Consider the following 23289-nt stretch of genomic DNA (forward strand, 5'->3'; position numbering starts at 1 on the left):
CCCTCCCCGCACAAGCGAGAAGGAGGCCCATTTGATTAACTCTGCGGTAGGAAGTCAATCGGGTAGAGAATGGTGATTGTTGGAACACCAGCCTTTTCACCGAAGTTAAACCGTTTGACCCTTGCAACAATTTTGGCATTAAGTGCCGGCGAATCCATATCGCTGGACTCCACTTGTGCCAGGGACACAGAGCCATCCGGTTCGATAGTGATCTTCAGGACCATCTTGCCCTGTAGAGCCGGGTTGTTGCGCAGCTCGCGGTTGTAGATGCGATAGAGCGCATTCTTATAGCGATCGAAGACAATCTGGATTTCCTCGTCGGTACGTGACGGGCCAACACCATCGCTGAGCGGTCGATCCTCACCGGCAAAGTCACCCTCATTGCCAATAGCACTTTCAACACGTGCAAACTCGACGCCACCCAGGGAAGAACCCGTTCCGCCCACATTGCGACTCACATCTGAAGCACTGATGCCACCACTGCCCTTGGCTGCGGCAGACGTAATCAGAGAGCGCTGGCTGCGATTCTCTTTCTTACCCGCCGTGCTCAGCTGGGTCTGCTGGCCGAGACGGTTATCCAGATCATCCTGGATCAGATCCTGGAAATTATCCTTAAAGGCCAGAACACCTGTGCGCTCAGCTTTCTTGCGCGCCTGCTTCTTCTCAGTTTTGGTTGGCTTGGGCTCTTGCTTGGCCACCTTCTGCTCAGGCTTGGGCTCGGGCTTCTTCTCCTCTTTCTTGGGCTTGGTTTTCTCCGGCTCCGGCGGTGGCTTGGGCTTGGTTTTCTTCTCGATTACCAGCTTGGCCAAACGCTCTGGAATCTCAACCACTTCGCTTTCCGGTTCCGGCAACGTATAGAGTGGCACCAGATAACCTAATAAAGTGGCAATAAACAGAGAGGCGAATACACAGAGACGGAAACGCTTTTCATCTTCACCCTGCGTATGCCAGGGCATAACCATTGGGCGAAAATCCGGTTGCTCGAACTCACGGGTAATTTCGAACTCGTACTTGGACTCTTCCTCTTCACGGCGCAGCTCATCTGCCTGCTCGTCCAGAGCAAAGATTTCCTCGCTGCAGTATTCAATATTATCGAGCACTTCCCGGCGGGATTGATGCAGCTGCTCCAGCTGTTCGTTGAAATCGCGGGTGGACTCACCGATTCGAGCAATCACCCGCTCGGAGGCATCGACCCTGTAATCCTCGGCCCAGAACATTTCACCGGCGCCGGCCTCTTCGAGCTTGCGCAAGCGCTCGGAAATTTCATCAAGCAGCTGGAACTTGGTGCCATTGGCCTGCAACTCGGCCAGCTGTGCCTCTATCTGCTGCCGCTCATCCTCGAGCAGGAGCATGCGCTGGCGAACCGCATTGAGCGATTCGCTAAGTGCCTGCTGTTGTTGTAGAAAATTACTCACAAACTTCCATTAACCCTGAGATGCTTTCTGAATAACCGCCAGCGATACCTTGGTGTAACCAGCTTCCGTACAACTGGACATCACCTTCTTAAGCAAACTGAACGGAATGCCCCTGTCCGCGAGAATATTGACTTCCGGTGGCTCCGGCTGAACTTCTCCCTCGGTGCCGGCTTCTTCGGCCTCCGCCTCAGCAGAGGCCTGGGCCACACCGATAGCCTTACCCATCTCGGCGATCATCGCCTGCTTAATGGCCTCGATAATGATTTCTTCACTCTCAAGTACCTCGCTGGTAGCCACCACTGAATTGGATTCCACCAGAATTTCCTCATTGGTCACCATCAGGGTTACGGTTTCCCTTGGTTTGGTCTCCACCACCGAATCCGGCAGTGTGATCACCTTGGGTGGCTCCAACGCTTCATTACTGGAAGTGTTGGTCAAGAGGAAAAAAACCAAAATGGTGAACACGTCCATTAGCGAGGTAAGGTTCATACCCGAGGTTTTTTTACGCTTATGGCTGCGCGCCATACGCTTCATACGTCGGCTTTCATGTCTCACGGCGCATCTCCTATGGAAATATCGGGAAACAGCACCACTTTCTCTACAGCACTTGGATCACTGGGATCGCTGCCTTCCACACGCACCTCGGCTCCGCGCACGGTATCCATTACACCCACCAAGTGCTCATAGGCAATATCCGCTTCCATCAACAAAATGGAGTCGGTTTTTTCTGGATAGCTGGCCTTAACCTGCAGTAAAAACTCGGTGAGTTTTTTCAGATCGTAGACCTCCGCAGTTGGCAATAGAGCAAGCTGTTCACCCCCCCCGGCACCTTCCTCTGTAGCCGCCTCCAGCGGCGCAGACTCACCCTCTTCGGATTGTGTCAGGTTTGGAAAACGCGCAATGACTTTCTCACCATCACTAATCTCCAGCGCCTCTGTGCGAACGACGACTTCTACCGTGACCGTGGGATCATCCGGCGCTCCACCACCGGCTCCGCTCGGCATATTTAGCTCTAAAATTGTTACCCGTGAGAACACCGCCGATACCAACAGAAACGGCACCAGCACCACCATCAGGTTTAGGAAGGCGGTGATGTCCAGCTCCGGGGCCTCTTTATCTCTCCCGTGGCGCCGCCTTCTCATTACGCAGTTTCCGTTTGCTGTTCTTCGGTTTTGGCCTCGGCCACTGGTTGTGATTTGGTGTGCTTCTCAGACTTGCTAGCCGACTTGTTTTCACCTTTATTTTTTGAAGCAGGCGCATCGACTTCGAAGCGACGGCGGGTTGAACTGTCAATCAGATTGGAGGCTTTTACGGAAACCATTTCCAGGCTATCAATAATTTCTCCAGTGAGGGAATTGAGCAGTGCATGCACAATCAACAGGGGGATACCGGTCATTAGACCGAAAGCCGTTGTGTTCATCGCTACCGAGATACTGGCGGAAAGCAGGTCGGCTTTTTCTGCCGGGTTGGCATTGGCCACTGCGGTAAAGGCTTCAATCAGGCCCATAATAGTACCGAGCAGACCCAGCAGCGTGGCGATATTAGAAAACAGTGCTACGTAGGGCGTGCGCTTTTCCAGCTGTGGAGTGATTTCCATCATGCTCTCTTCCATCGCGATTTCGATATCTTCGCGGCGGCGCACTGCACCCTGACGGGCCAGCCCCATGGAAAGTAGCTTTGCCACACTGGAGTTATCCTGCTTAACCAGATTGCGCGCACGATCGAAATCACCACTGGAGAGGATTGGCTGCAATTTATCCCACATAGTGCGGTTGGTGCGACGCTCGTAATGCAGGCGAATAAATCGCTCAATTGCTACTGCGCCACCCAGGGCGGCCACCACAAGAATGGGGTACATAAAAGTACCGCCCGTCTGGAAAAACTCGATGACGCTGTTGAAAAAGTCCATTACAAACCCTCTTGAGAAATACTGCAGTAATTGGTTGCTGCTCTAGCTTTAGCCAGAGAAAGGACGGCGTTAATCGCCGGACAGGCTGAGCTGGTAGAACTCCAGCTCACGCATGAAAACTTCCTTGTCGAGCGGCTTGAGCTTGTCGTCCATCAAACTGGAGACAAGATCACTTTCGACACCCACCTCGGAACTTTTCCAGGGAACGATATACAGAGACTTGGGCGCTTCCTTATTACCAATAATGGAAATACCCGATAACTCTTTAACTTTGGTATCCACTTTCTTATCTGTGGCTTGGGTTTTATCACCCTCTTGGGTCTGCGCACCGGCAAAAGGAAAAATGGCAAACCCCATCATAAACGGCAAAATCCATTTACACTGCGCTATCACTTGCCCGCCCTCCGTTTGAGATCCGCCAGCCAGATAGACACATCCTGGTCCTCGGGTTCCAGCTGTACATATTGCTGGAATTGTGCCAGAGCGCACTGGAGATCTTGCAGATAGAGATCACACAATATGCCGAGATTTTTTATCAATGGCAGGTATTCGGGGTTTTCTGCCAAGGCATTCACATAAATTTTGCGCGCATCGGCAAAACGGCCCTGCTTGCGGTAAAGTACTGCCAGTTCATTAGTGGCCACCGGGTGCTCGGCATCTATTTCCAGTGCTTTAAGAAAAGCCTCTTCCGCTTTTTTTTCTTCTGCCACCTGAATTCGGGCAATGCCGAGATTAATATAAGGCGCGGGCAAACGCTGCTCCCGCTCAACTACCGTCTCCAACAATTCAATCGCGCGCGCAAACTCCTTATCCGCAAGGAATTCCAGGGATCGTTCAAAGTCCCGGCTCACACTGCCGGACACCCGCACAGAGGAATAATCAGAAACCTTGCCCGACTTGGTCTGAACTCCCGCACAGGCAGCCAAAAACAGCGTAACCACCCACAGGAAAACCACTCGCATTTTAATTTGCATAGCCCTCTTCTCCATTCTCGCTATTACTGGCCGGAAACTACTTCCGCTGATTCCAAGACCTCCGGCTCCGGTGGCAGAGGGACAATACTCTGCAGATAGTCACCAGCCTCTTCGGCACGGGCGTAACGGGCCGGCATCAGACCGGCAAGTTGGCCGATACTCTTATCGATCCAGGGGTTGTAGATACCCACCCCAAGTAACTCGACATTTTTTTCATGCACGGAAATCGCTTTTTCCTCGAACGGATAAATTTGATCTTCCAGAGCCAGCTCGTACTCTTCCAGTTCCAGCGCACTCAAATTCGTTGGGCGCTCGGACTCTTTCAGAGACACACTGAAGTGCAAATAAATTTCCGCGAGGTAATAAGTGGCTGCGGCGGTCACATCCGCTGCCTGGTAATCAATCAGGGCAGAGAAATCGCTAATCGCTTTTTTCATGCGCTTGCGTTTCAAATTGAGGTTCTGCTCGATTGGCTTAACCAGCGCCACCTGGGTAAAGGCCTGATAACTGGGCTCAGCCAGCTGTAACGCGGCGCTACCAGCCAGGTAGCGGGTGCGATCACTGCGCTGGGAACCGCCACGCTTCTCTATGCGCACCATCTCACGCAGTTCCTGCATATAGCGTTTTTGCTGCCCAGCAGTTTTGTAGATATCGGCGATTTTTTGCCGCGTCTCCAGCGCGGGCTCCATGGGGTTGGGGAACAGCTTCACGTAGCGCCTCAACACCGCCAACGCCCTGTCGCTGTCTTTAGCGGTACTGTAGAGATCCGCTGCCTGCGTCAGAGCCTCGCGGCGTATTTCCTCGTCCTCAGATTCTCGCTCAATACGCTCAAACTCCGCCGCTGCCAATAAGAGCTCGCCACTTTCCTGATAGACCACCGCCAGTTTCTTGGTGACATCTTTGGCCAGTTCATGCTCTGGGAAATTCCCACGGAAATTGTTCAGCACTGTGGCGGCCTGGGTCCAATCCTTGAGCACAATCAGGGAGGCAGCAGCATCGTATTCGGCGGTGGCCAGTAAAGTGGCTCCCGGAGCCGCAGCGCGAATGCGCAGGAAGTGGCCGGCAGCTGTAGCGTGGTCCTCCTGCTTGCGTGCCATATCACCCTGCTGGTAAATGGATGCCGCCAGATTGTCGACCAGGCCAGCACGATCCTTGGCATCGGTGGCGGTGAGATTTAGGGTTTCCCCATAGGCCACTTCCGCATCGGCATAGGCATGGGTATCAAAAGAGCCGTGGGCCACCACCATCCAGGCGGAGCGGCGAATCTCCTGCTCTGCCGCCGGGAATTTTTCCAATAGCTGGCGCCCGTTATCGATCGCCGGCGTATAGTCTTTAAGACCGTACAAATCTTCCACCGCACCCAGCATTACCTGCGGCGCTTTGGCGTGCTGTGAGAAGGTATCGGCAAAGGTTAACGATGAACGGATAATTTCACGCAACAATGGAGCGCGCTGATCTGCACTGGCTTCTTTCAGATTGTTGGCCAGATGTTCGCGATAAGCGTAAACCGCAGCGTAACCCGCCTCACTGGAATCCTTGTGGGCAGGGTATTCGTAGGCGGTGCGCTCATATTCCAGAGCGGCATTGTGGAAATCGCGATTTTCCAGCATCAAGCCGGCGAGCTGGTAGTTCATTTCCGGCGCACGCTCAGCTTCACGGAAGGACTGCAAGTAACGGCGATACCAGTGAATTGCCTCTAGGTAGTGCTCTCCTTTTTTATCCTTCAGTTTTTTGTTTTGGTAGGCGGCATGGTAATGACCGGCCAGGTCGATCAGGTTAGCCTGTAGAAATTCGACCACCTCGCCGAATTCATTAATATCGAATACTGTCCAGTAGTCGGCATTGAGGGCATAGGTATTTACAAAAGTCTTCTTCGCTTCAAGCACCAGTTTGGGGAAACCGCCCTTGCTGTAAATCTCGATCACACGAATGGAAAAGTCCGCAGAAACCTTGTGCAGTGGATTGCGCTCCACAAAGGCGATATAGGATTTGGCCGAATCCTGGTAGCGACGTTTATTCAGGTAATACTCCCCGAGATGGCTGTACACCAGGTATTCATACTGGCGCGCACCCTTGCGGGAGAAATAGTCGACAATAGAATCCGGGCCCTCCATATATGAGAAGCTCAAACTCACCACGCGGAAAGTATCGTCCACATGCTTGCGCTCAACCGTATTGGTCTGCTGGTCAAAGTCGTAACCCTGGGAGACTTTGTAATCGAGCATGGCCACATAATCGTCCAGGGCCATCTCGTACATATCCTGCTTAAACAGGGACCAACCGCGTTTATACAGGGCCAGCTCGTAAAAACTGGAAATCTGCCCAATGGTGATTACCCGGCCATAGGCCTCTTCCGCATCCAGATACTTTTTGCGGGTAAAGTAATATTCCCCCAGGCGAAACCAGGCTTCATCGATATGACGGGAATCCGGGTATTTGGCCACCAACTGCCGCAATACATTTACTGCGGCATCAATTTGCCCGGCTTCTTCATAAGCGCGGGAGAGCTGGTACATCACCTGGTCGTTGCGGTCGTAAAGAGGGTATTTCTTCAGCAGGTTGAGATACAGCGCGATGGCCTCTCGGGCATTCGCCGACATCAGCGCTTCCGGGTCTTCTTCAGGAACCTGCAGTGTAGTGGTGTCTGCGACGATATCCACACTGCCACTAGCGCGAGCTTCAAAGTCCGCATCAGACTCCGCCCCTGCTACATGCTCAGTGGGGATGCGCTGCACCTTGGCAACGGGCGCGGTTACCTCAGCCGGAGCTTCCAGGGCATTTTCTGCTGTTGCCTCCGGTGCTTCGATGGCAATCACAGCACCACTGCCTGCTGTGGCAGGGGCAATACCATCAATGGCAGCATCCTCGGCCCGGTGCGCCTGCTTAATTTTCAGGTCGGCAATCCGACGCATCGCTTCAGGGGTGAGACTCGATTCGGGCGTTTCCTGCAGGTAGCGCTGATAACTTGCCAGGGCCTTTTCCAGACTGCCGTCGATATATTCCTCTTTAATCTCAATATCGACATTTTGCAGGCTGCCAATTGTTTTACCGCTGTTCACCGCACAAGCGTTAAGTAACAGTAATGCCGCGGCGAATGCACCATAGCGCAGTGCATTTTTGGGCTTCCGCCCTGTAGCTATTGGCTCGATCGCAAAACTAGCAGAGAGGCTTACGCGATGATTTACAGGTTTCACGCCTTATCCCCCTCAGCTTCTGAAACTTGCCGTTCAGCGGATTTGTTCTCAGGTAAAATTTCCGGCTGGTCTGCTTGGGGTTGCCCGCCCTGCTCCAGTGGCCCATTTTCACTTTCTGGCACTTTCAATTCGGCAGGATTGCTCTCAGGCAGAGTTTCCGGCTGAGCTTCTAGGCTCTGCTCCTGCAGCCCATTTTCGCTTTCCGGTGCTTCCAATTCGGGAGGATTTTGTTCTGGCAAAGTTTCAGGCTGAGCCTCGCGATGCTGTTCAATCTTGCGCTGATCCTCGCGCTGCTCCTGCAGCTCATTGGCACGGTCGTAACTGTCGGCTAGGGCGAAGCGCGCTTTGATCTGGTAACTCTCCAGTTGGCTGCGGCGGCGCTCCAGCTCTTCAACAGCGAGTGCTTCCAGCATGCTGCCCTGGCGCGCCATCAACATCTCCAGACGCTGCTGGGCCGAGCGAATCTGCGCACGCGAACGCTGGATATCCTTGTTATAACCGGTGTAACTGTGAGTCGCCGCCTGGCGACTGCGCACATAGGAACGGTACACCGTTTGTAACTTTTCGATCTCAGCGTTGAGGGCCTGCAAATGCTTATAGGCCTCGGTGAGACGCTGGTGATATTCGGTAGAGAGACGCAAATCCAAAATACCCTGCAAGCGCTCAACACGGCTGCGGCTTTGCTCGGTAAAACCTTTAGGATTGCGTGCGATCTGCTTATGCAGCTGCAGTAGTTGCAGGCGCGCTTCCTGCTCTTCGGCGGTGGCGAGATACTCCGGGCGGCGAGAAACCAGCATTTGCTCTATGCGACTGGAAAATTGATCGCGCTGCTCCATACGCAACTTGATCCGTGCATCCAAGGTACGGAACTGCTCATCCAGCTGTGGTAACAGGGGCTCGTAGTAAGCCCGGCGTGCACTAATAATATCCTCGAAGGCAGCAAGGCTCTTAAGCCACTCTTTATTGCGCTCGTAGAGATCATTCAAGTCGCGGTAGTTACGCAGGAATTCTTGGTAGTCATTGGAGGCCATGAGGTCGAGGAGATAGTGAGTCTCCGGTGCCTCCGGCAAATTGCGCAGCGCCACCACCCAGTTTTGTACCTGGGTAGCCTCTTTGCGCCGCAGCGCTTCGAGAAATTTGCCCTGACGAATACTGTTGATGGAAGCCGTCAGTGTGTCGATCTCACGGCCAAAGGCATCCAGGGCCCGGCCGTAATGAATTGCCGCAGTACTGTGTACATCCAATTTTCCATAGGCGTAAGGTACAGCCAGCATCACTTCCTGCACCGATTCATTGGTGCCCTTACGGTTTTGCAATATCCGCCAGGGTACCAGGGCGCGATCGAAACGCCCCGCTCGGGCCTCCACCCAACCGGCACCGAGCAGCGCCCGATTGGAGAAAGGCCCCTCGAGATTCACCCGGTCAAAATAAGGGCGCGCCAGCTGCAGTTCGCCGGCCTCCATCAAGTGGGAACCCAGTAATAAATTGGTCTTGTCGTACAGGGCCTGATCGGCCGGGTCGCCACTGTGGCGCTTGCCCAGAGCGGTCAGCTCCAACACCCCGCGTGCTTCCTCGCCGGATTTCAACTGGGCAATGCCCAGGTTGAACTCCACAAAGCCCTCCAGGGATTCCTCACCTTTCAGGTCTTTCAGTAGCTCTACCGCTTCTTCGAGACGCCCCAACTCCATAAAAACCCGCGCGCGCAGGAATTGCTCCTCGGCACGCACCCGCAAGGGCACCTTGCCCTCAATCATTTCCAGCGCATGCAAAGCGTTTAGAGGCTGCTGTTTGTGGTAGTGAATTTTAGCCAGACGATAGGCGGCTTCATTGCGCACCTCCTGCGAAACATTGCCCTTCAGCACCGCTTCAATTGCGCGCCCCGCTTCCCGGTGCATACGGTAGGAAAGCTCCATGTCACCCACAGAGAATTCAGCCTGCCCAAGATGATTACTGAAGGGGTCTAACTCGGGCTCATCCAGACGGTGATACTGGGCCAACTCGTTATCCAGCGCTACAATCGCATCAAAGTAGTTTTCCTGGTGGGCGTAGTACATGGCCGCACCAAAGAACAGATCGCGTAATTCTTCTTTATCATCGTCTGCGCCAGCCACACTAGGGAGTAGAGACAAACTACATAAAGTAAAGCTGAGAACTCGCAGACCAGCTCCAGCTACGCCGGGAAATGCCGAAAGCAGGGGTATACGCATGGTTACCAGTCCTTGAAGTTAATCTCGGACTCGGTTCCGGAAATTCTGATCTCGACAAACTTTGGCCCTACCGCCTTGTCGATTTGATAAGAAGCATTGGCTCGATACTCTTTACCGGAAGGGGTCTTGCCTATAAAGCGCACTTGTAATGGGTGTCCACCAGCCTGCACATTACCGGTATAGATTTTTTGCACCCCCCCTTTTTGTAAGGATTCAATTTCCCGATAGGTGTAGAGGTGGTGCGCCACGATTTCACCATTGAGAGTGACTTCTACGGATTCCAGTTCAAAAGGCTTTTCGTCTGCGACAGAAACAAACAAAGCCACCTGAGTATTGGAAGGAAACAACAGTTTCTCTTCCAACTGTGCCAAAGTTGCTGTCAGATCAATTACATCTTTCTTAACATCCTGGATTTGCTCGTCCAAACCACGGATATCATCACGACTGACATTCTGCGCATTCACTGCGGCAGCCAGTAAAAGAAGGAGAGCTATCTGTAAAATTCTGAACATGTGGCCTACCTCTGACCCAATCCTTATCAATGAAAACCAGCGATATGCAAACCCCTTGAGGGCCACATTGAAGTGCCTGTAAACAGGGACCTTTCAGCCAGCGGCATTGTAGTGAATACAGAAATAGGCAGATGTGAGGAAAGTCAAATCTAGGAAAACCGGCAATTGCTAATTTTTTGCACTGAGAAGTGATGCGACTGAGCAATTATGTGAGGTGGATCTCATTAATTCTAAATTCGCGCCAAAATGTTAATGGCTACTGTTTTATAGATTCATTGTGAAAGTCTTTCACAAGCAAAACTGCCAACCTATAAAAAATATTAAAAGTACCTGCTGTGAAATCGATAATCATTTATCATTTGCGACTAGCAATAAAATAAGCGTGGCTAGCCATTGGCAATCACCCAATAGATACAGGAATGACTGCCAACTTGTAAAGAAGCCGCTGAAATAGCCCGGCGATTTAATCGCCGCTGCTCAATGAAATGATCACTTTACCCTTTGCTCGCTTGGTATTCAGGTAAGAGAAAGCCGCCAGACTCTGGCTGAATGGATAAACTTTATCAACGACGGGAGAAATGATTTTGTCCCTGTATAAGGCGCTTAGCTCACTGAGCTGATCCCCATTCGCCTGCATAATGACCATACGGTAAAACGCATTCTTGTCTTTCGCCTGTTTCAATACCGGGCGAGACTTAAGCCCGATTAGCTTACGGAAAAACCAGTTGATACCCAACTCCCTTGCCGTCAACGGGTCCAGCACCCCAGCAATAGATACTACTCTGCCGCCTCTTTTCAATACTTTAAAAGCATCCATTGTGTATTGTTGGCCTAGGGTGTCATACACCACATCAATATCAGACAATAAATCCAGATAGTTTTCTTTCTTATAATCGATCACTTGGTCCGCACCGAGTTTACGCACCCAGTCCACATTGGCACTACTGGTTGTAGTAATCACATAAGCGCCGTAGGCCTTGGCAAGCTGAATCGCCATAGAGCCGATGCCACCGGAACCCGCATGGATCAATACTTTCTCTCCCTTCTTCAAACCAGCAACCTGGATCAAGGCCTGGTAGGAGGTCAGCCCCACCAAAGGGATACTTGCAGCTTCTTCATGGGAGAGGTTTTCAGGTTTCTTTGCCAGATGCGTAGCATCCACCACCAGATACTGGGCAAGGGTGCCCACATGATCCTCCCCCACCCTGGCGAACACTTCCTCTCCGGGCTGATATTGTGAGACTCCACTACCCACTGCGACCACCTCGCCACTCAGATCCCGGCCAATTCCCACCGGCAAGTTGAGCTTCTTTAGTGCTTTCATCTCGCCGCGCATCACCATTAGATCAATGGGGTTGATGCTGGCGGCATTGATCTTGATCAACACCTCGCTCGCACCTGGCTCGGGTACATTCGCCTCCTGGAAAGCCAGACTGCTATCGATATCGCCATACTGAGTAATTTTGAGTGCTTTCATTAATCTCTCTAGTCATCAGTTCAAGAATGAGAGCGATAGTGCCCCCTGCCCCAACTGAGAAACAGAGAGCATTTAGTGGAACTCTTTTGCCTTTCTGACAATAATGAATGCTAAGTTGCCGTGTAAACAAGCAAGAATAGGGGCTTTATGGACAAAATCCGGGCATTACGCTACTTCAAGCGCGTGGCAGAACTCTGTAATTTTACTGCAGTGGCTGAGGAATTCGATGTTCCCGCCTCTTCTATTTCACGGCGTGTGCGAGACCTTGAGCAGTCTCTGGGAGTAGAGCTATTGCAGCGCAGCACCCGCAAGGTGGAAGTTACCGAACTGGGTAAGCTCTATTACTCCATGATTAATGAAGCCATTCGCCAACTGGAGCAGGCAGATGAGCTGGTGAGCCAAACCTTCGAAGCCCCCAGCGGGTTGATCCGTATCAGCTGCCTACCTTCTTACGGCGAACAGCACTTAACCCCCCTACTGGAACAATTCGTCCAACGTTACCCAAACATTGTTTTTGACCTGCACTATAGCGACGATCTTACCCAGCTAGGTAAAGATCCTGTAGATATCGCCATTCGCGGAGGCTCCGCTCCCGATGAGCATGTCATCGCTAAGCGTCTATCCAAGAACGAATTCTCACTCACCGCCACACCCGAGTACCTAAACACCCTAGGGAAAGAGTTACCACTAAGCAAACAGGTTATTGAATCTGCCCACGCCCTCCAATACCGCGGCCCCAGAGGACTGATTGACTGGCACTATTTCGATGATGATCATTGGGTGCCACTAAAGCTATCCACCCACCTGATCAGCAATAATGGCAAAGCTTTACTGGCTGCAGCACTGAATCATCGCGGTATGTTCTGTGTACCCTCATGGAGTATTTGCGAACACCTGGAATCTGGAGAATTAGTACAGGTTCCCACCCAAGGTAAAGTCTCTGTCAGCCCTGGAGGTGATATTGGCATCTTTCTTCTTTACGAGCGCAGTAAATATCAAATACCAAAAATTAAACTATGTGTGGATTTTATTTGTGAGCATTTGCAGAAAGCTTAAGAACAAGAAAAAAAGAGCTGTCGATTACAAAGATAACCAATAGCATTATTATCCAGTGTCATAGCCGTATTAAAATATGACAATTACCTTAAACGCAGGCAAATAGCACCCCCCACAACTTACCTCCCCTAGCTACTTTTTATCGGTATAATACATGCAGCTCTTGCCCAAATAGAATATTTCATAAAATCAATCGAGCTGATATATTCTAGAATCTTAAATACTGTACGCCAGCAAGGAAGGATCTATGGGTTTAGATTGGAATCCTGCCAATAAAGCAAAGCCTGGGCATGAGAAAGAGTTTAGGGAAATCTATCAACATCTTTTAGGAAAAGTTTGGTGGGGAAGAAAAAAACTAGAGCGAAGATTTGATGAGATATCAATCTCTGCTTTTGAAACTCTTAACACACCCCAGGTGGGCACTGATAAAGCAGCTACCCAATGGGCTAAAGAGAAGTACAAAGACTCAGCTCAAGAAATTACAGAAGAAGAATTTTTGTCCCAATTAACTGGATATTATGTCCTAGAGCTATCCCCTCCCTGCGATGGTATTCCTTGCTACAGCAATAATACTCAAGGTTACGTCGAAGCTTACTCTTTCAGGGCACAGTTTCTAAAAAATTGTAAGGAGATTATTGGGGAAGACTTGCTGGCTAAAGCATTTGAATATCAACAGCCTTCAGAGCTTATAAGCTATGGTGACGACCTAATTGATTCAGCAAATAGATATTCTGAACTACATGAAATTGAGATCCCAGAGCAATCGCCCGAGGAGGATGAAACTCCCTTCTATTTACATGTTGTAGTATCTGCTGGCCGATGGTGTAAATTTTGGGGAAGTAAAGGTCACATGCTGGAACCATATTATTAAAGGTGTGAACATTAAATGGAATCACTATCGACCGGCATTTTCACAAAGAGGAAATTGCCAAAACTGCTGTCATTGATGTAAGCATAAATCAGCGACCGCTTCTTATCTATCACGCATTTAAAAGACAGATAGATTTTTATCGCTTGCTTAAAGAACAAAATAAGCACCCAGCCAACTATAAAGTACTCAACTTCAAGCCTGTAAAAGAATACTCTCAAAGAATATATGAAAAGCCAATAGTTTCAGATAATTCCGATAGCCAAACCGATACCAATTAAAGAATTTTTTTGTAGCAGTAACCCCATGGATATTAGCTGCTGCAGCATCAATATTGTGGACATAATCCAGCATATCATCGGTGTTAATATACACCTTCACTCCAAAGTGCCTCTGACTATCCTTTTGCCTGATGCATTTCAAAATATCGAATTTTTGCTTTGTTTTTATGTTGAACCTGATACTGGGATGATTGTGGTATCAATGATGGTTCCTTCACGTAACATCATACCTTTATTTCGCAGGTGGTTGTTGATTGTTTCGAAGTGCCTGGGCCAAGATCATTGTTTCAAGATGGCGCCTACTTCCAGGGGGGAAGCTTCGATTCAGGCCCGATTAACCACCACCTACAATTGTTGTATCACGCGTTGAATTTACATCCGTTTTCTAACTACGGAGGTATGATCAGTATTGTCAAAACTAAAAAAGTATTCTTGTAGGCTGCCCTGCTTTCGCAGGGCACTCCTGGTGCTATTTACCTGTCCTGTAAAAACTTCAACAAGTCGTGATTGAGTTGCTCTTTATGAGTGTCGGCAAGGCCATGCGGCGCACCGGGATAAACAACCAACTTGGCATTGCGGACAATTTTTGCTGCGGCACGGGCCGAATTGTCGATGGGAACAATCTGGTCGTCATCCCCATGAACTATCAACGTAGGCACATCAAATTTCTTCAGGTCCCCACGGAAATCTGTAGCCGAAAAGGCAGCGATAGAATCGTAGGTATTCTTGTGTCCACCTCGCATTCCCTGCGCCCAGAATGACTGAATCAAACCTTGTGAGGGCTCTGCATCTGGACGGTTGAATCCGAAGAATGGTCCAGATGCGATATCCAGGTAAAGTTGAGAGCGGTTTTCCAGGGACCCTTTACGGATACCATCAAATACTTCCAGCGGCAAACCACCCGGGTTGGTGTTGGTCTTAAGCATAAGCGGTGTCACGGCTGAGATCAGCGCGGCTTTCTTAACGCGACCTGTACCATGTCGGCCGATATAGCGCGCGACTTCACCGCCACCGGTGGAAAAACCCACCAGGGTCACATCTTTCAGGTCCAGCGCTTTGATGAGAGCTGCCAGATCATCTGCGTAATGATCCATATCATTACCGTCCCAGGGCTGGCTGGAGCGGCCGTGCCCTCGCCTGTCATGCGCCACAACGCGATAACCTTTGGATGCCAGGAATATCATCTGCGACTCCCAGCTGTCCGAGCTTAGTGGCCAACCATGGCTGAAGGTTACAACCGGCCCGTCCTTTGGCCCCCAATCCTTGTAGTAAAGCTGCACTCCATCACGGGTGGTGATGGTGCTGGCTGTCTTAGAATAACTATTAGCAGACTCGGCAGCTTTACTAGATTTTGAGTCAGCTGAAGATTGTATTGCACTGAATGTAGTAAGGAGAGCTATTCCAAGAGCACCTATCTTACGAGTTAAGGGATTCATACTGGCTTCTCCTTCGAAGCATTTAAATCAGGTATTGGAAAATGCCGGCCACTTATTCAGCAGGCATAAGGTATACATCAATGTTTCCACGGGTTGCATTTGAATAGGGACATACGATATGGGCCCTGTTAATTAGCAGCTGCACCACAGTCTCCGTCAGTCCGGGCAAGCTGATACACAGCGCCACCTGAATGCCAAAACCTGTGGGTATCGGGCCTATGCCGACCTTGCTGGTAACCCGTGAACTATCTGGCAGAGTGATTTTTTCTTGAGCTGCGACATGCTTCAATGCACCCAGAAAACAGGCGGAATAGCCTGCCGCAAATAGCTGTTCAGGATTGGTGCCGTTACCACCTGCACCACCAAGTTCTCGTGGTGTTGAAAGTTGGACGTCGAGGGCACCATCAGTTGATAGTGCTCGCCCCTCCCGACCACCTGTAGCGGTAGCCTCGGCTGTGTAGAGGACTTTTTCTAACTGCATGCTAATACTCCTTGGTTTTGTGAAGAGCCGGGGCTCATATCTGTCAACGGGTTTAAATTTACCCCCAGAAATGGGACGATATGTAACAATAAGTCTTTATAATTTAACCAGGAGTATCGGAATGGGGGATCGGCTGGCTGCCCTGCTGGATAAGTTCTCAATCACAGCACGCGTATTCCACACAGGCACTTTATGCGGTATTAATGGGCTAAATGGCGACGGTGATATGGGACAGCTCCACTTGATTCGCCAGGGCACTGTCGAAGTCAACCACAGCAGTGGTCCGAAGTTGCAGATTTCAGAGCCCAGTCTGCTGTTCTACCCGCGACCGTTGGCACATCGCTTTATTACAGACTCCAGGAGTGGGGCAGATTTTGCCTGTGCCAACCTCAGCTTTGATGGCGGCCCTGGCAATCCTATAGCGGCAGCCCTGCCCGACTTTATCTCCCTTCCATTGTCAGCTATATCCGATTCAAAAAGTGTACTGGACCTGATTTTTGAAGAAGCTTTTGCCCAAAACTGTGGTCGCCAGGCAATACTGGATCGCCTATTCGAAGTCATAGTAATTCGGGTACTTCGGCACTTGATGGAGGAAGGGTTGACACAGGTTGGTATGCTGGCTGGTATGGCACACCCACGCTTGCGCTTAGCGCTGATTGCCATACATGAACAGCCCGCACATGACTGGTCCTTAGAAGAGCTGGCCCAACAAGCTGGCATGTCGCGGAGTGTATTTGCCAGATCTTTTCGTGATCAAGTTGGCACCACTCCAGCTGCATACTTGCAGCGTTGGCGGATATCGTTAGTACAGCGCGCTTTGAAACAGGGCTTGCCATTCAAACTGGTGGTAGAGGAAGTTGGCTATGGAAGCGAAGCCGCCTTGTCACGCGCCTTTAAAGCTTGCGTGGGATGCTCCCCTCGACAATGGCTTAAGCAACAAGCCTCGTGAAGACTCTATTAACTAGACTTCATCATAATATCAAGAAGTCCATGCCTAATACCTAAGGAAGCAATTCATGCTTATTCTCACCATCCCACCAAGCGAACTTAATGAACTTCAAAAATCCCTTTATCACGGGTGCAAAGAAGCCAAGTGCTCGGAAGGATTAGACCACTACAATTAGTCTCTATCACGAGCATTCAAACAAGCGCAAGATATTACTATTAAGGTAATGGTTAGGCACGCATAAGATTTTTGAGTCTAATAACTGTGGCCACATGGCCCTTTGTAAGGCCCGTTAATACGCATAAGTACACACAAAAGCCCTATCAAAGAGCTGCAGCAAGCTTAGCAATACCATCTATCGCTCAAGTCTCCCCATCTGTACCTCTCCACCATTACCTCTTCAAATCTACAGTTGTCCTAAAATTAGCCCTCCCAAAAATCAATTGTCTTTCAAAAAAGGAGCTCGATATGAAAACTATGAGCTGCAAGACATTAGGTGGCGCTTGTGATGTTGAATTGCAAGCAAACTCCTTTAAAGAGATTGCGGAACTTAGTAAGAAACATGGCATAGAGATGTATCAGAAAAAAGAAGTGAAGCATCTAGAAGCCATGCATAAAATGTAGAAACTTATAAGAGGTTCTGAATTCATGACAAAAGGATGGAATCCAAAAAGAAGCTTTTCATCTCCCTACCCTCTCAGTAGTAAGTGTGAACTCAAAGATGGCCAAAAATACTATAGAGATAAAATGGATGGCTACTTGGTATTTCTGGTAAAACCAAAAAATCTATTTTCCAGCCAAGTAAGCCACCTCATAGTGAAAGCAATTATTCAAGCAGTGTAAAAACTAAGACTTCTAAGTTAAAATAAGTGCAGACCATTGAGCATATGGAAATGTTATGCAATTCATAATAACTCTATCCATCGTACTTTTATCCAGTTCGAACTCCACTACCCAGAGTACGTCTGAGATCCTTAAGATGTATGAACACTTTACCTTGTCTAGTGCCGCTGCTGGTAAGTGTTACCAACCTAAAAAACCAGAGCTAGCTTCATTCCTGGCAAATTATGAACTGGTCACACGTATGTCATCTCAATACCTTAAAGAGAAAAGGCCCCAACTAACAGAAAAACAAACAGCGCAGATACTTCTAGACGCAGGTAAACGAGCAACTGACAGGGTATATCAAGAAATAGAATCCGCAAGCTGTATGAGCCCCAAGATTCAGGATCTTATTAAGCGATTTAAGGTGCAATCAGCTTGGAAACCAGGAAGAAGGACCTGATCCCCTGGAAAGCCACCGCCAATGCGTGGTTGTGCTTGTTTATTTCAGATCAAAATTCAGGCGAATAAATAGGCGTTACTAGGCTTCCAGTAGAGAATGGTATCGCCGAAGTTGGCTATTTATTGCTACCTGAATTTCACGGAAAAAAGTATAGTACCGAATCATTGACAGCCTTGATGGAATGGGCAACCTTAGAGCATGGTATCACCCACTACAGAAAGGTAGTAACCAAAAATCATTTTACTTCAGAGCGAGTACTTGAGAAGTGTAGCTTCTACCTTAAAATGACAGCCCCAAGAGCTCCTATAATTTATAGAAAGACTTATACCGATCATATTTATTTTCCCAGGATAGAACCTATAACATGATTACTTGTTGAAAATCTGCACCTTAAAACAACTCATAAAACTTCTATCAATCACGGTCTCGATAATTTAGAAACCTATTGTTTTTTATAGGCCAAGGACTGGCAAAATAAAAAGTATCATTCTGACTACTGCAGAACCCTTTCCGAAACCCCTAGAGATAGCTCTTCTTTGGGATGGCCATTGAATTATAAAATCATTTTTTAAGTATTTTTATTATTCAAAAGCAAGATTAAAATATTTGAAATATTGCCTCGCTACGACTCTAAACCTATAAGTCGAAGAAAAGATAAAATTCAGTTAAGTAGATACTTCCTTCTGCTCGCTAGCAGCCACAAAAAACAGGCACCCTATCAACCCTGCAAGTGCAAGATAAGCATTAACCGTAAACGCTCGGTCAATACCTGAAGAGATATCTGGTGAAAAAGCCACAATAGTCGCATTCATCCCAAGACCAATGGCACCTCCAGCAATTTTAAACATATATAATACGGCTCCGGCCAAACTGGCTCGACTTGGTGATACAGCAGTGATTGCAGCAGTGGTAATTGCAGGGTTAAAGAGGCCAATGCCTATACCCAGCATCATCATACCCGGCAAAAGGCTAATGAACCCGGTATGGTCGCTTAGATGAGACAACATAAACATCCCTACGCACATACAGAGTGTGCCTACCCCAGCCAACCACCTTGGCCCAATCAGCTCATAAAAACGCCCTGATATATAAGCAAAGATTCCCGAAACAACCATCAATGGAATCAATGACATACCAGATTGCATCGCGCTATACCCCTGTGTTTTTGTCAAAAACTGCGGAATATAAAGTAAGGCTGAAAAATATAAAACAGCGACTAACAGGGTAACAACACTTGCTGAAAGAAATTTTTTATTGCCGATAACATCACCCGGAACCAATGCAGTACGCCCTATGCGACATTCAATAACGGAAAATAAACATATAAAAACTAGAAATATCGTCAACAATGTAATAACCAATGGATGCTTGAAGCCAATCTGCCCAGAAATATCCAACGCAAACAATAGCCCAAATAGTGAAATAGAAAGTGTTGCTACACCTGGATAATCAATTTTCTCTTCTGTCTGCTCTGGTGGTGTAAACGGAACTACTTTCCAGCAGACAAATAGTGCGATTGATGCTATAGGGATATTGATTAAAAAAATCCACCGCCAGCTTAAAAGGTCTGCCAGTATTCCTCCCAGTACTGGGCCTACGGCATTAGCAAATGCGCAAACTACCATAATCAGCCCGCCAGCCTGGCCAGAGCGGTCATCGGGCATCAAGTTATAGGTCATCCCCAGAACTGATGGCCACATCAACGCTGCCCCAACTGCCATCAAAGCTCGGGAAATCAACAGCATATTAGCATTAACTGCCAATCCGCCTAAAATGGAGAAAAATATAAAAATCAGGGTACCGCAAAAAAATACACCTCTTCTACCGTAGAGATCAGCAAGCCGACCACCAGTAATGATCAGCACCCCAAAGACCAGCGCATAGCCATTAATAATCCACTGGGAAGTGGTAATGTCTACATTAAATTCATTTTCAATAGCAGGTAATGCAGGAGCAAAAGCCGTAAAGTCATTTGCCACAAGGAACACAGCCACTGATAAGGCCGCGAGCCCTAAATATTGTTCCTTTCCTAGAGTAGAATTTAGCGCGGGCATTAATTGAAACCTCCTGCGCACTAGATCTCAAATGGAACTCAACACATTATCAAACCACTCTCCTGATCACATTTACGAACCCAACATAGGATCTTTTAAAACGATTAAATTTCATTATTACTGCCGTCTCGAGAAGGCTTTTGGTAACTGCCCGGGAAGAAAGAAAACAGCAATCACAAACGCACTAAGAGCAAAATAAGCATTTACCGTATAGGCCCAACCAATACCACTCACCACATCTGGCGCAAAACCTACAATAGCCGCATTGATTCCCAAGCCCAAGGCACCTCCTGCAATCTTGAACATATAAAGAATCGCACTCGCCAAGCTTGAGCGCGCAGAATCTACAACTGATATCGCAGCGGTAGTCACCGCCGGATTGAACAAGCCAATGCCAATCCCCAAAATAATCAATCCGGGTATAAGTTCAAGATATTCTGTTTCTTTGTTCAGATAAGATAGTGAAAATATTCCAGCGCCTTTGCAGACAAGCCCCCCACATATCAACAATTTAGCCCCCAGCTGTTTATGCAGAACACCCGATAGATAGGAGGTCAGGGCAAAGGTTGCCATAATGGGGATCATTCCTATACCAGACTGAACTGCAGTAAACCCCAGATATTCAATTAAAAACTGAGGCAAAAACAAAATAACGGCAAAAAACATCACTGCCGATAAAAGAGTAACCAAACTTACCAGAGAAAATGTTTTATTAGAGACAATATCAGCAGGAATTAATGCAACCTCTTGATTGCGCTTTTCCACAATAATAAACAAGCAGATGAACACTAAGAATAGCATTATCAGATAGATCACCAATGGATCTCTGAAACCAATTTCGGCAGCCAAATTCAAAGAAATCAAAAGACTGAACAGAGAAATACTCAACGTCAAAACTCCCAGGTAATCTATCTTCTCCCGTGAAATTTTGGGAACATCATCAGGAACTGACTTCCAGCAAAAACAAATTATGGTAATCGCAAGAGGAATATTTATAAAAAAAATCCACCTCCAACTTAAATATTCAGCCAACACCCCTCCAGCCACAGGCCCAACAATATTTGCCACCCCCAATACTGCCATCAAGCCCCCACCAACCTGCCCAGCATACTCTTTGGGAACCAGGCTATAGGTCATACCTATAACAGAGGGCCACATTAACGCTGCACCTATCCCCATCAGACAGCGGACTACCAGCAACATGGCCATATCAATAGCGAGGCCACCAAATAATGAGCAGAGAGCAAAAATAGCCGTTCCCACCATAAAAGCACGTTTTCTGCCATAGATATCCGCTATGCGACCGCCAGTGACCACCAAAATACCAAAGACAAGTACATAACCATTAATCACCCATTGCGAAGTGGTGATATCAAATCCAAACTCACGCTGTATAGCTGGCAATGCAGGGGAGAAGGCGCTCATATCAATCGCGACCATAAATAAGGCCAGAGCGGCAGCAAATAAGCCATAAACCTGCCCTCTGGAAATCTGTAGCTGACTCACCACTGTAAATCCCTCAGCAATTCTGCAAGCCAATCGGATAGATTCGCAGCTTCCTTCACTTTCATCACATGGTCTTGCACTTCAGTGATTACCCGCCTTCCCGCTCTGGAATTCTAGGAGCGCTCATAAACATGAACGCAACAACAAAGCCCACAAAAGCAAAGCAGGCGTTAACCTCAAATGCCAAGCTAATACCCGATGTGATATCTGGAGAGAAACCCAATATTGCCGCATTTACACCAAGCCCTACCGCTCCACCGGTAATTTTGAGCATATAGATAATGGCACTGGCTAAACTAGCGCGGTTGGGATTTACAACCGCAATAACCATTGTGGTTGTCGAGGGGTTAAAGAGCCCCAGGCCAGCGCCTAATATAATCAGCCCTAAGATGTAGTTATACCCTTCTCCCAACCTGGACAAGTAAAACATCCCCAGGCTCATGCCCAAAATTCCAACACATACCAATATTTTCCCTCCGGTACGCAAATATAATTTACCTGCAATAAAGGACATTATGCCAAAAGCGACCATCATGGGCACCAGGGACAAGCCGGACTGAATAGTAGAGAAACCCCGCACATTGGTTAAGTATTGTGGCAAATACAGGATCACGGAAAAAAAAGTTACGGAGGTAAAAAGGGTAACAGCTCCTGCTGCAAAGAATCGCTTATTCTTAATGATATCCTGAGGTATCAGGGCGAAATCTCGCTCTTTTGTTTCAATCAGTACAAAAGCAATCGTAAACAGAAAAAAGGAGGTTAATAACCCCACTACCAAGGGATTCATAAAGCCATTTTCAGAAGCGAAATTTAAGGCCAAGAGAAAACTTAACAAAGAACCCGTAAGGGTCAAAACCCCCAAATAGTCAATTTTTTCGTTTGGGTCATAAGGTGTATCTATCGGGATATATTTCCAGCACATATAGACCGCCGCAGTAGCGATGGGCAAGTTGAAAAAGAATAGCCAGCGCCAACTCAGTAGATCTGCCAACACTCCCCCTACTACTGGCCCCAAAGTATTGGCAAGACCGCAGATGGCCATAATTAATCCGCCGGTTTCCCCAGCGCGTTCTTCTGGCATAAGGTTGTATGCCATCCCCAGAATTGATGGCCACATTAAGGCGGCCCCAATACCCATTGCAGCCCTGGCGGCCAACAGCATTGGAACATTTACAGCTAGCCCTCCGAGTAGGGAAAAGATAAGGAATATACACGCACCAATGATGAAGGTACGGCGCCGCCCAATAATGTCGGCAATACGGCCACCGGTAACAACCATTACCCCAAAAACCAGCCCATAGCCATTAATTACCCACTGTGAGGTAGTAATATTCATATTCATCTCCCTTTCTATTGCGGGAATCGCCGGGGAGAATGCACTGATATCAATCGCAATGATAAATAGGGCAACATAAATGGCTAATAGGCCTAAACGGTTTGACTGCTGGGTAGGCTCCTGCATATGCGCCATAAATGGTACCAGCTTCAGAAACTCCAGTTTGATTGTTAGGCCAGGGGAGTTCAACCACACCATGCAATACGCTAATCTATCTCAGATTCGATTTTTTTATCCTAAAACCTGATTACAAAAACCGGTAAGCTTGAAAGGGTCACCCAAAACCGTTTCTTTGGGAGTGCCACAAAGGGTACTACTTAAGCTTAGTTGAGTTCACTCAGCTAAACTCCAA

21 protein-coding genes are annotated in these 23289 nt (G+C 48.4%); 5 read left to right on the forward strand and 16 right to left on the reverse strand.

The window, feature by feature from the left end:
- Positions 1 to 35: 35 nt before the first annotated feature.
- From ACJJJA_RS14925 to ACJJJA_RS14970, 10 genes are all read right to left on the reverse strand, one after another.
- Positions 36 to 1415 carry an AgmX/PglI C-terminal domain-containing protein gene (locus ACJJJA_RS14925; protein WP_444905164.1) on the reverse strand — a complete coding sequence of 460 codons (1380 nt, stop codon included), beginning with the start codon at positions 1413 to 1415 and terminating at the stop codon, positions 36 to 38.
- A 9-nt stretch (positions 1416 to 1424) separates the two neighbouring features.
- Positions 1425 to 1970 carry an ExbD/TolR family protein gene (locus ACJJJA_RS14930; protein ID WP_252082138.1) on the reverse strand — a complete coding sequence of 182 codons (546 nt, stop codon included), beginning with the start codon at positions 1968 to 1970 and terminating at the stop codon, positions 1425 to 1427.
- Positions 1967 to 2557 (reverse strand): ExbD/TolR family protein, encoded by a 591-nt coding sequence (locus ACJJJA_RS14935; protein ID WP_444884442.1) that lies wholly within the window; start codon positions 2555 to 2557, stop codon positions 1967 to 1969. Before ACJJJA_RS14935 ends, ACJJJA_RS14930 begins: the two co-directional genes overlap by 4 nt.
- Complete coding sequence (locus ACJJJA_RS14940) at positions 2557 to 3324, reverse strand: MotA/TolQ/ExbB proton channel family protein (protein ID WP_252082140.1); 768 nt, start codon at positions 3322 to 3324, stop codon at positions 2557 to 2559. The genes ACJJJA_RS14935 and ACJJJA_RS14940 overlap by 1 nt, the downstream gene beginning before the upstream one ends.
- Before the next feature lie 69 nt (positions 3325 to 3393).
- Complete coding sequence (locus tag ACJJJA_RS14945; RefSeq protein WP_444884440.1) at positions 3394 to 3717, reverse strand: hypothetical protein; 324 nt, start codon at positions 3715 to 3717, stop codon at positions 3394 to 3396.
- Entirely contained in the window at positions 3714 to 4298 is a 585-nt protein-coding gene (locus ACJJJA_RS14950; RefSeq protein WP_444905165.1) for a tetratricopeptide repeat protein, read from the reverse strand. Before ACJJJA_RS14950 ends, ACJJJA_RS14945 begins: the two co-directional genes overlap by 4 nt.
- A 23-nt stretch (positions 4299 to 4321) precedes the next feature.
- Positions 4322 to 7492: a tetratricopeptide repeat protein gene (locus tag ACJJJA_RS14955; RefSeq protein WP_444905166.1), complete on the reverse strand. Its 3171-nt coding sequence runs from the start codon at positions 7490 to 7492 to the stop codon at positions 4322 to 4324.
- Positions 7489 to 9699, reverse strand: coding sequence for a tetratricopeptide repeat protein (locus ACJJJA_RS14960; RefSeq protein ID WP_444905167.1), 2211 nt, complete (start codon positions 9697 to 9699; stop codon positions 7489 to 7491). The genes ACJJJA_RS14955 and ACJJJA_RS14960 overlap by 4 nt, the downstream gene beginning before the upstream one ends.
- Positions 9700 to 9701: 2 nt before the next feature.
- On the reverse strand, positions 9702 to 10211 hold the full coding sequence (locus ACJJJA_RS14965; RefSeq protein WP_252082145.1) for a hypothetical protein: 510 nt from the start codon (positions 10209 to 10211) through the stop codon (positions 9702 to 9704).
- 463 nt (positions 10212 to 10674) lie between these two features.
- On the reverse strand, positions 10675 to 11688 hold the full coding sequence (locus ACJJJA_RS14970) for an NADP-dependent oxidoreductase (RefSeq protein WP_444889962.1): 1014 nt from the start codon (positions 11686 to 11688) through the stop codon (positions 10675 to 10677).
- Positions 11689 to 11835: 147 nt separating this feature from the next.
- Here ACJJJA_RS14970 and ACJJJA_RS14975 point away from each other — a divergent pair, with 147 nt between their 5' ends.
- Both ACJJJA_RS14975 and ACJJJA_RS14980 read left to right on the forward strand, forming a co-directional pair.
- Positions 11836 to 12744, forward strand: a complete 909-nt coding sequence (locus ACJJJA_RS14975) for a LysR family transcriptional regulator (protein ID WP_444905168.1) — start codon at positions 11836 to 11838, stop codon at positions 12742 to 12744.
- Positions 12745 to 12991: 247 nt separating this feature from the next.
- On the forward strand, positions 12992 to 13615 hold the full coding sequence (locus ACJJJA_RS14980) for a hypothetical protein (RefSeq protein ID WP_444905169.1): 624 nt from the start codon (positions 12992 to 12994) through the stop codon (positions 13613 to 13615).
- 192 nt (positions 13616 to 13807) lie between these two features.
- On the opposite strand, the gene ACJJJA_RS14985 is transcribed toward ACJJJA_RS14980, so the two are convergent.
- From ACJJJA_RS14985 to ACJJJA_RS14995, 3 genes are all read right to left on the reverse strand, one after another.
- On the reverse strand, positions 13808 to 13987 hold the full coding sequence (locus tag ACJJJA_RS14985; protein WP_444905170.1) for a hypothetical protein: 180 nt from the start codon (positions 13985 to 13987) through the stop codon (positions 13808 to 13810).
- Positions 13988 to 14366: 379 nt separating this feature from the next.
- A complete protein-coding gene (locus tag ACJJJA_RS14990; RefSeq protein ID WP_444905171.1) occupies positions 14367 to 15329 on the reverse strand; it encodes an alpha/beta fold hydrolase in 963 nt (320 codons plus the stop codon).
- A 52-nt stretch (positions 15330 to 15381) separates the two neighbouring features.
- The gene (locus ACJJJA_RS14995; protein ID WP_444886568.1) at positions 15382 to 15810 is read right to left on the reverse strand and encodes an organic hydroperoxide resistance protein; all 429 of its coding nucleotides are present in this window, start codon (positions 15808 to 15810) and stop codon (positions 15382 to 15384) included.
- Between the two features lie 121 nt (positions 15811 to 15931).
- On the opposite strand from ACJJJA_RS14995, the gene ACJJJA_RS15000 reads away from it, so the two are divergent.
- From ACJJJA_RS15000 to ACJJJA_RS15010, 3 genes are all read left to right on the forward strand, one after another.
- Positions 15932 to 16759 carry an AraC family transcriptional regulator gene (locus ACJJJA_RS15000; protein ID WP_444905172.1) on the forward strand — a complete coding sequence of 276 codons (828 nt, stop codon included), beginning with the start codon at positions 15932 to 15934 and terminating at the stop codon, positions 16757 to 16759.
- 465 nt (positions 16760 to 17224) lie between these two features.
- Positions 17225 to 17380, forward strand: coding sequence for a hypothetical protein (locus tag ACJJJA_RS15005; RefSeq protein WP_444905173.1), 156 nt, complete (start codon positions 17225 to 17227; stop codon positions 17378 to 17380).
- A gap of 729 nt (positions 17381 to 18109) precedes the next feature.
- Positions 18110 to 18409: a GNAT family N-acetyltransferase gene (locus ACJJJA_RS15010; RefSeq protein ID WP_444905252.1), complete on the forward strand. Its 300-nt coding sequence runs from the start codon at positions 18110 to 18112 to the stop codon at positions 18407 to 18409.
- 297 nt (positions 18410 to 18706) lie between these two features.
- On the opposite strand, the gene ACJJJA_RS15015 is transcribed toward ACJJJA_RS15010, so the two are convergent.
- The 3 genes from ACJJJA_RS15015 to ACJJJA_RS15025 form a co-directional block, all read right to left on the reverse strand.
- The gene (locus tag ACJJJA_RS15015; protein ID WP_444905174.1) at positions 18707 to 20095 is read right to left on the reverse strand and encodes an MFS transporter; all 1389 of its coding nucleotides are present in this window, start codon (positions 20093 to 20095) and stop codon (positions 18707 to 18709) included.
- 117 nt (positions 20096 to 20212) lie between these two features.
- Complete coding sequence (locus tag ACJJJA_RS15020; protein WP_444905175.1) at positions 20213 to 21601, reverse strand: MFS transporter; 1389 nt, start codon at positions 21599 to 21601, stop codon at positions 20213 to 20215.
- Between the two features lie 88 nt (positions 21602 to 21689).
- The gene (locus tag ACJJJA_RS15025; RefSeq protein WP_444886574.1) at positions 21690 to 23135 is read right to left on the reverse strand and encodes an MFS transporter; all 1446 of its coding nucleotides are present in this window, start codon (positions 23133 to 23135) and stop codon (positions 21690 to 21692) included.
- Between the last annotated feature and the right edge of the window lie 154 nt (positions 23136 to 23289).

Source organism: Microbulbifer mixtoriginis (SeqCode), assembly GCF_052466865.1.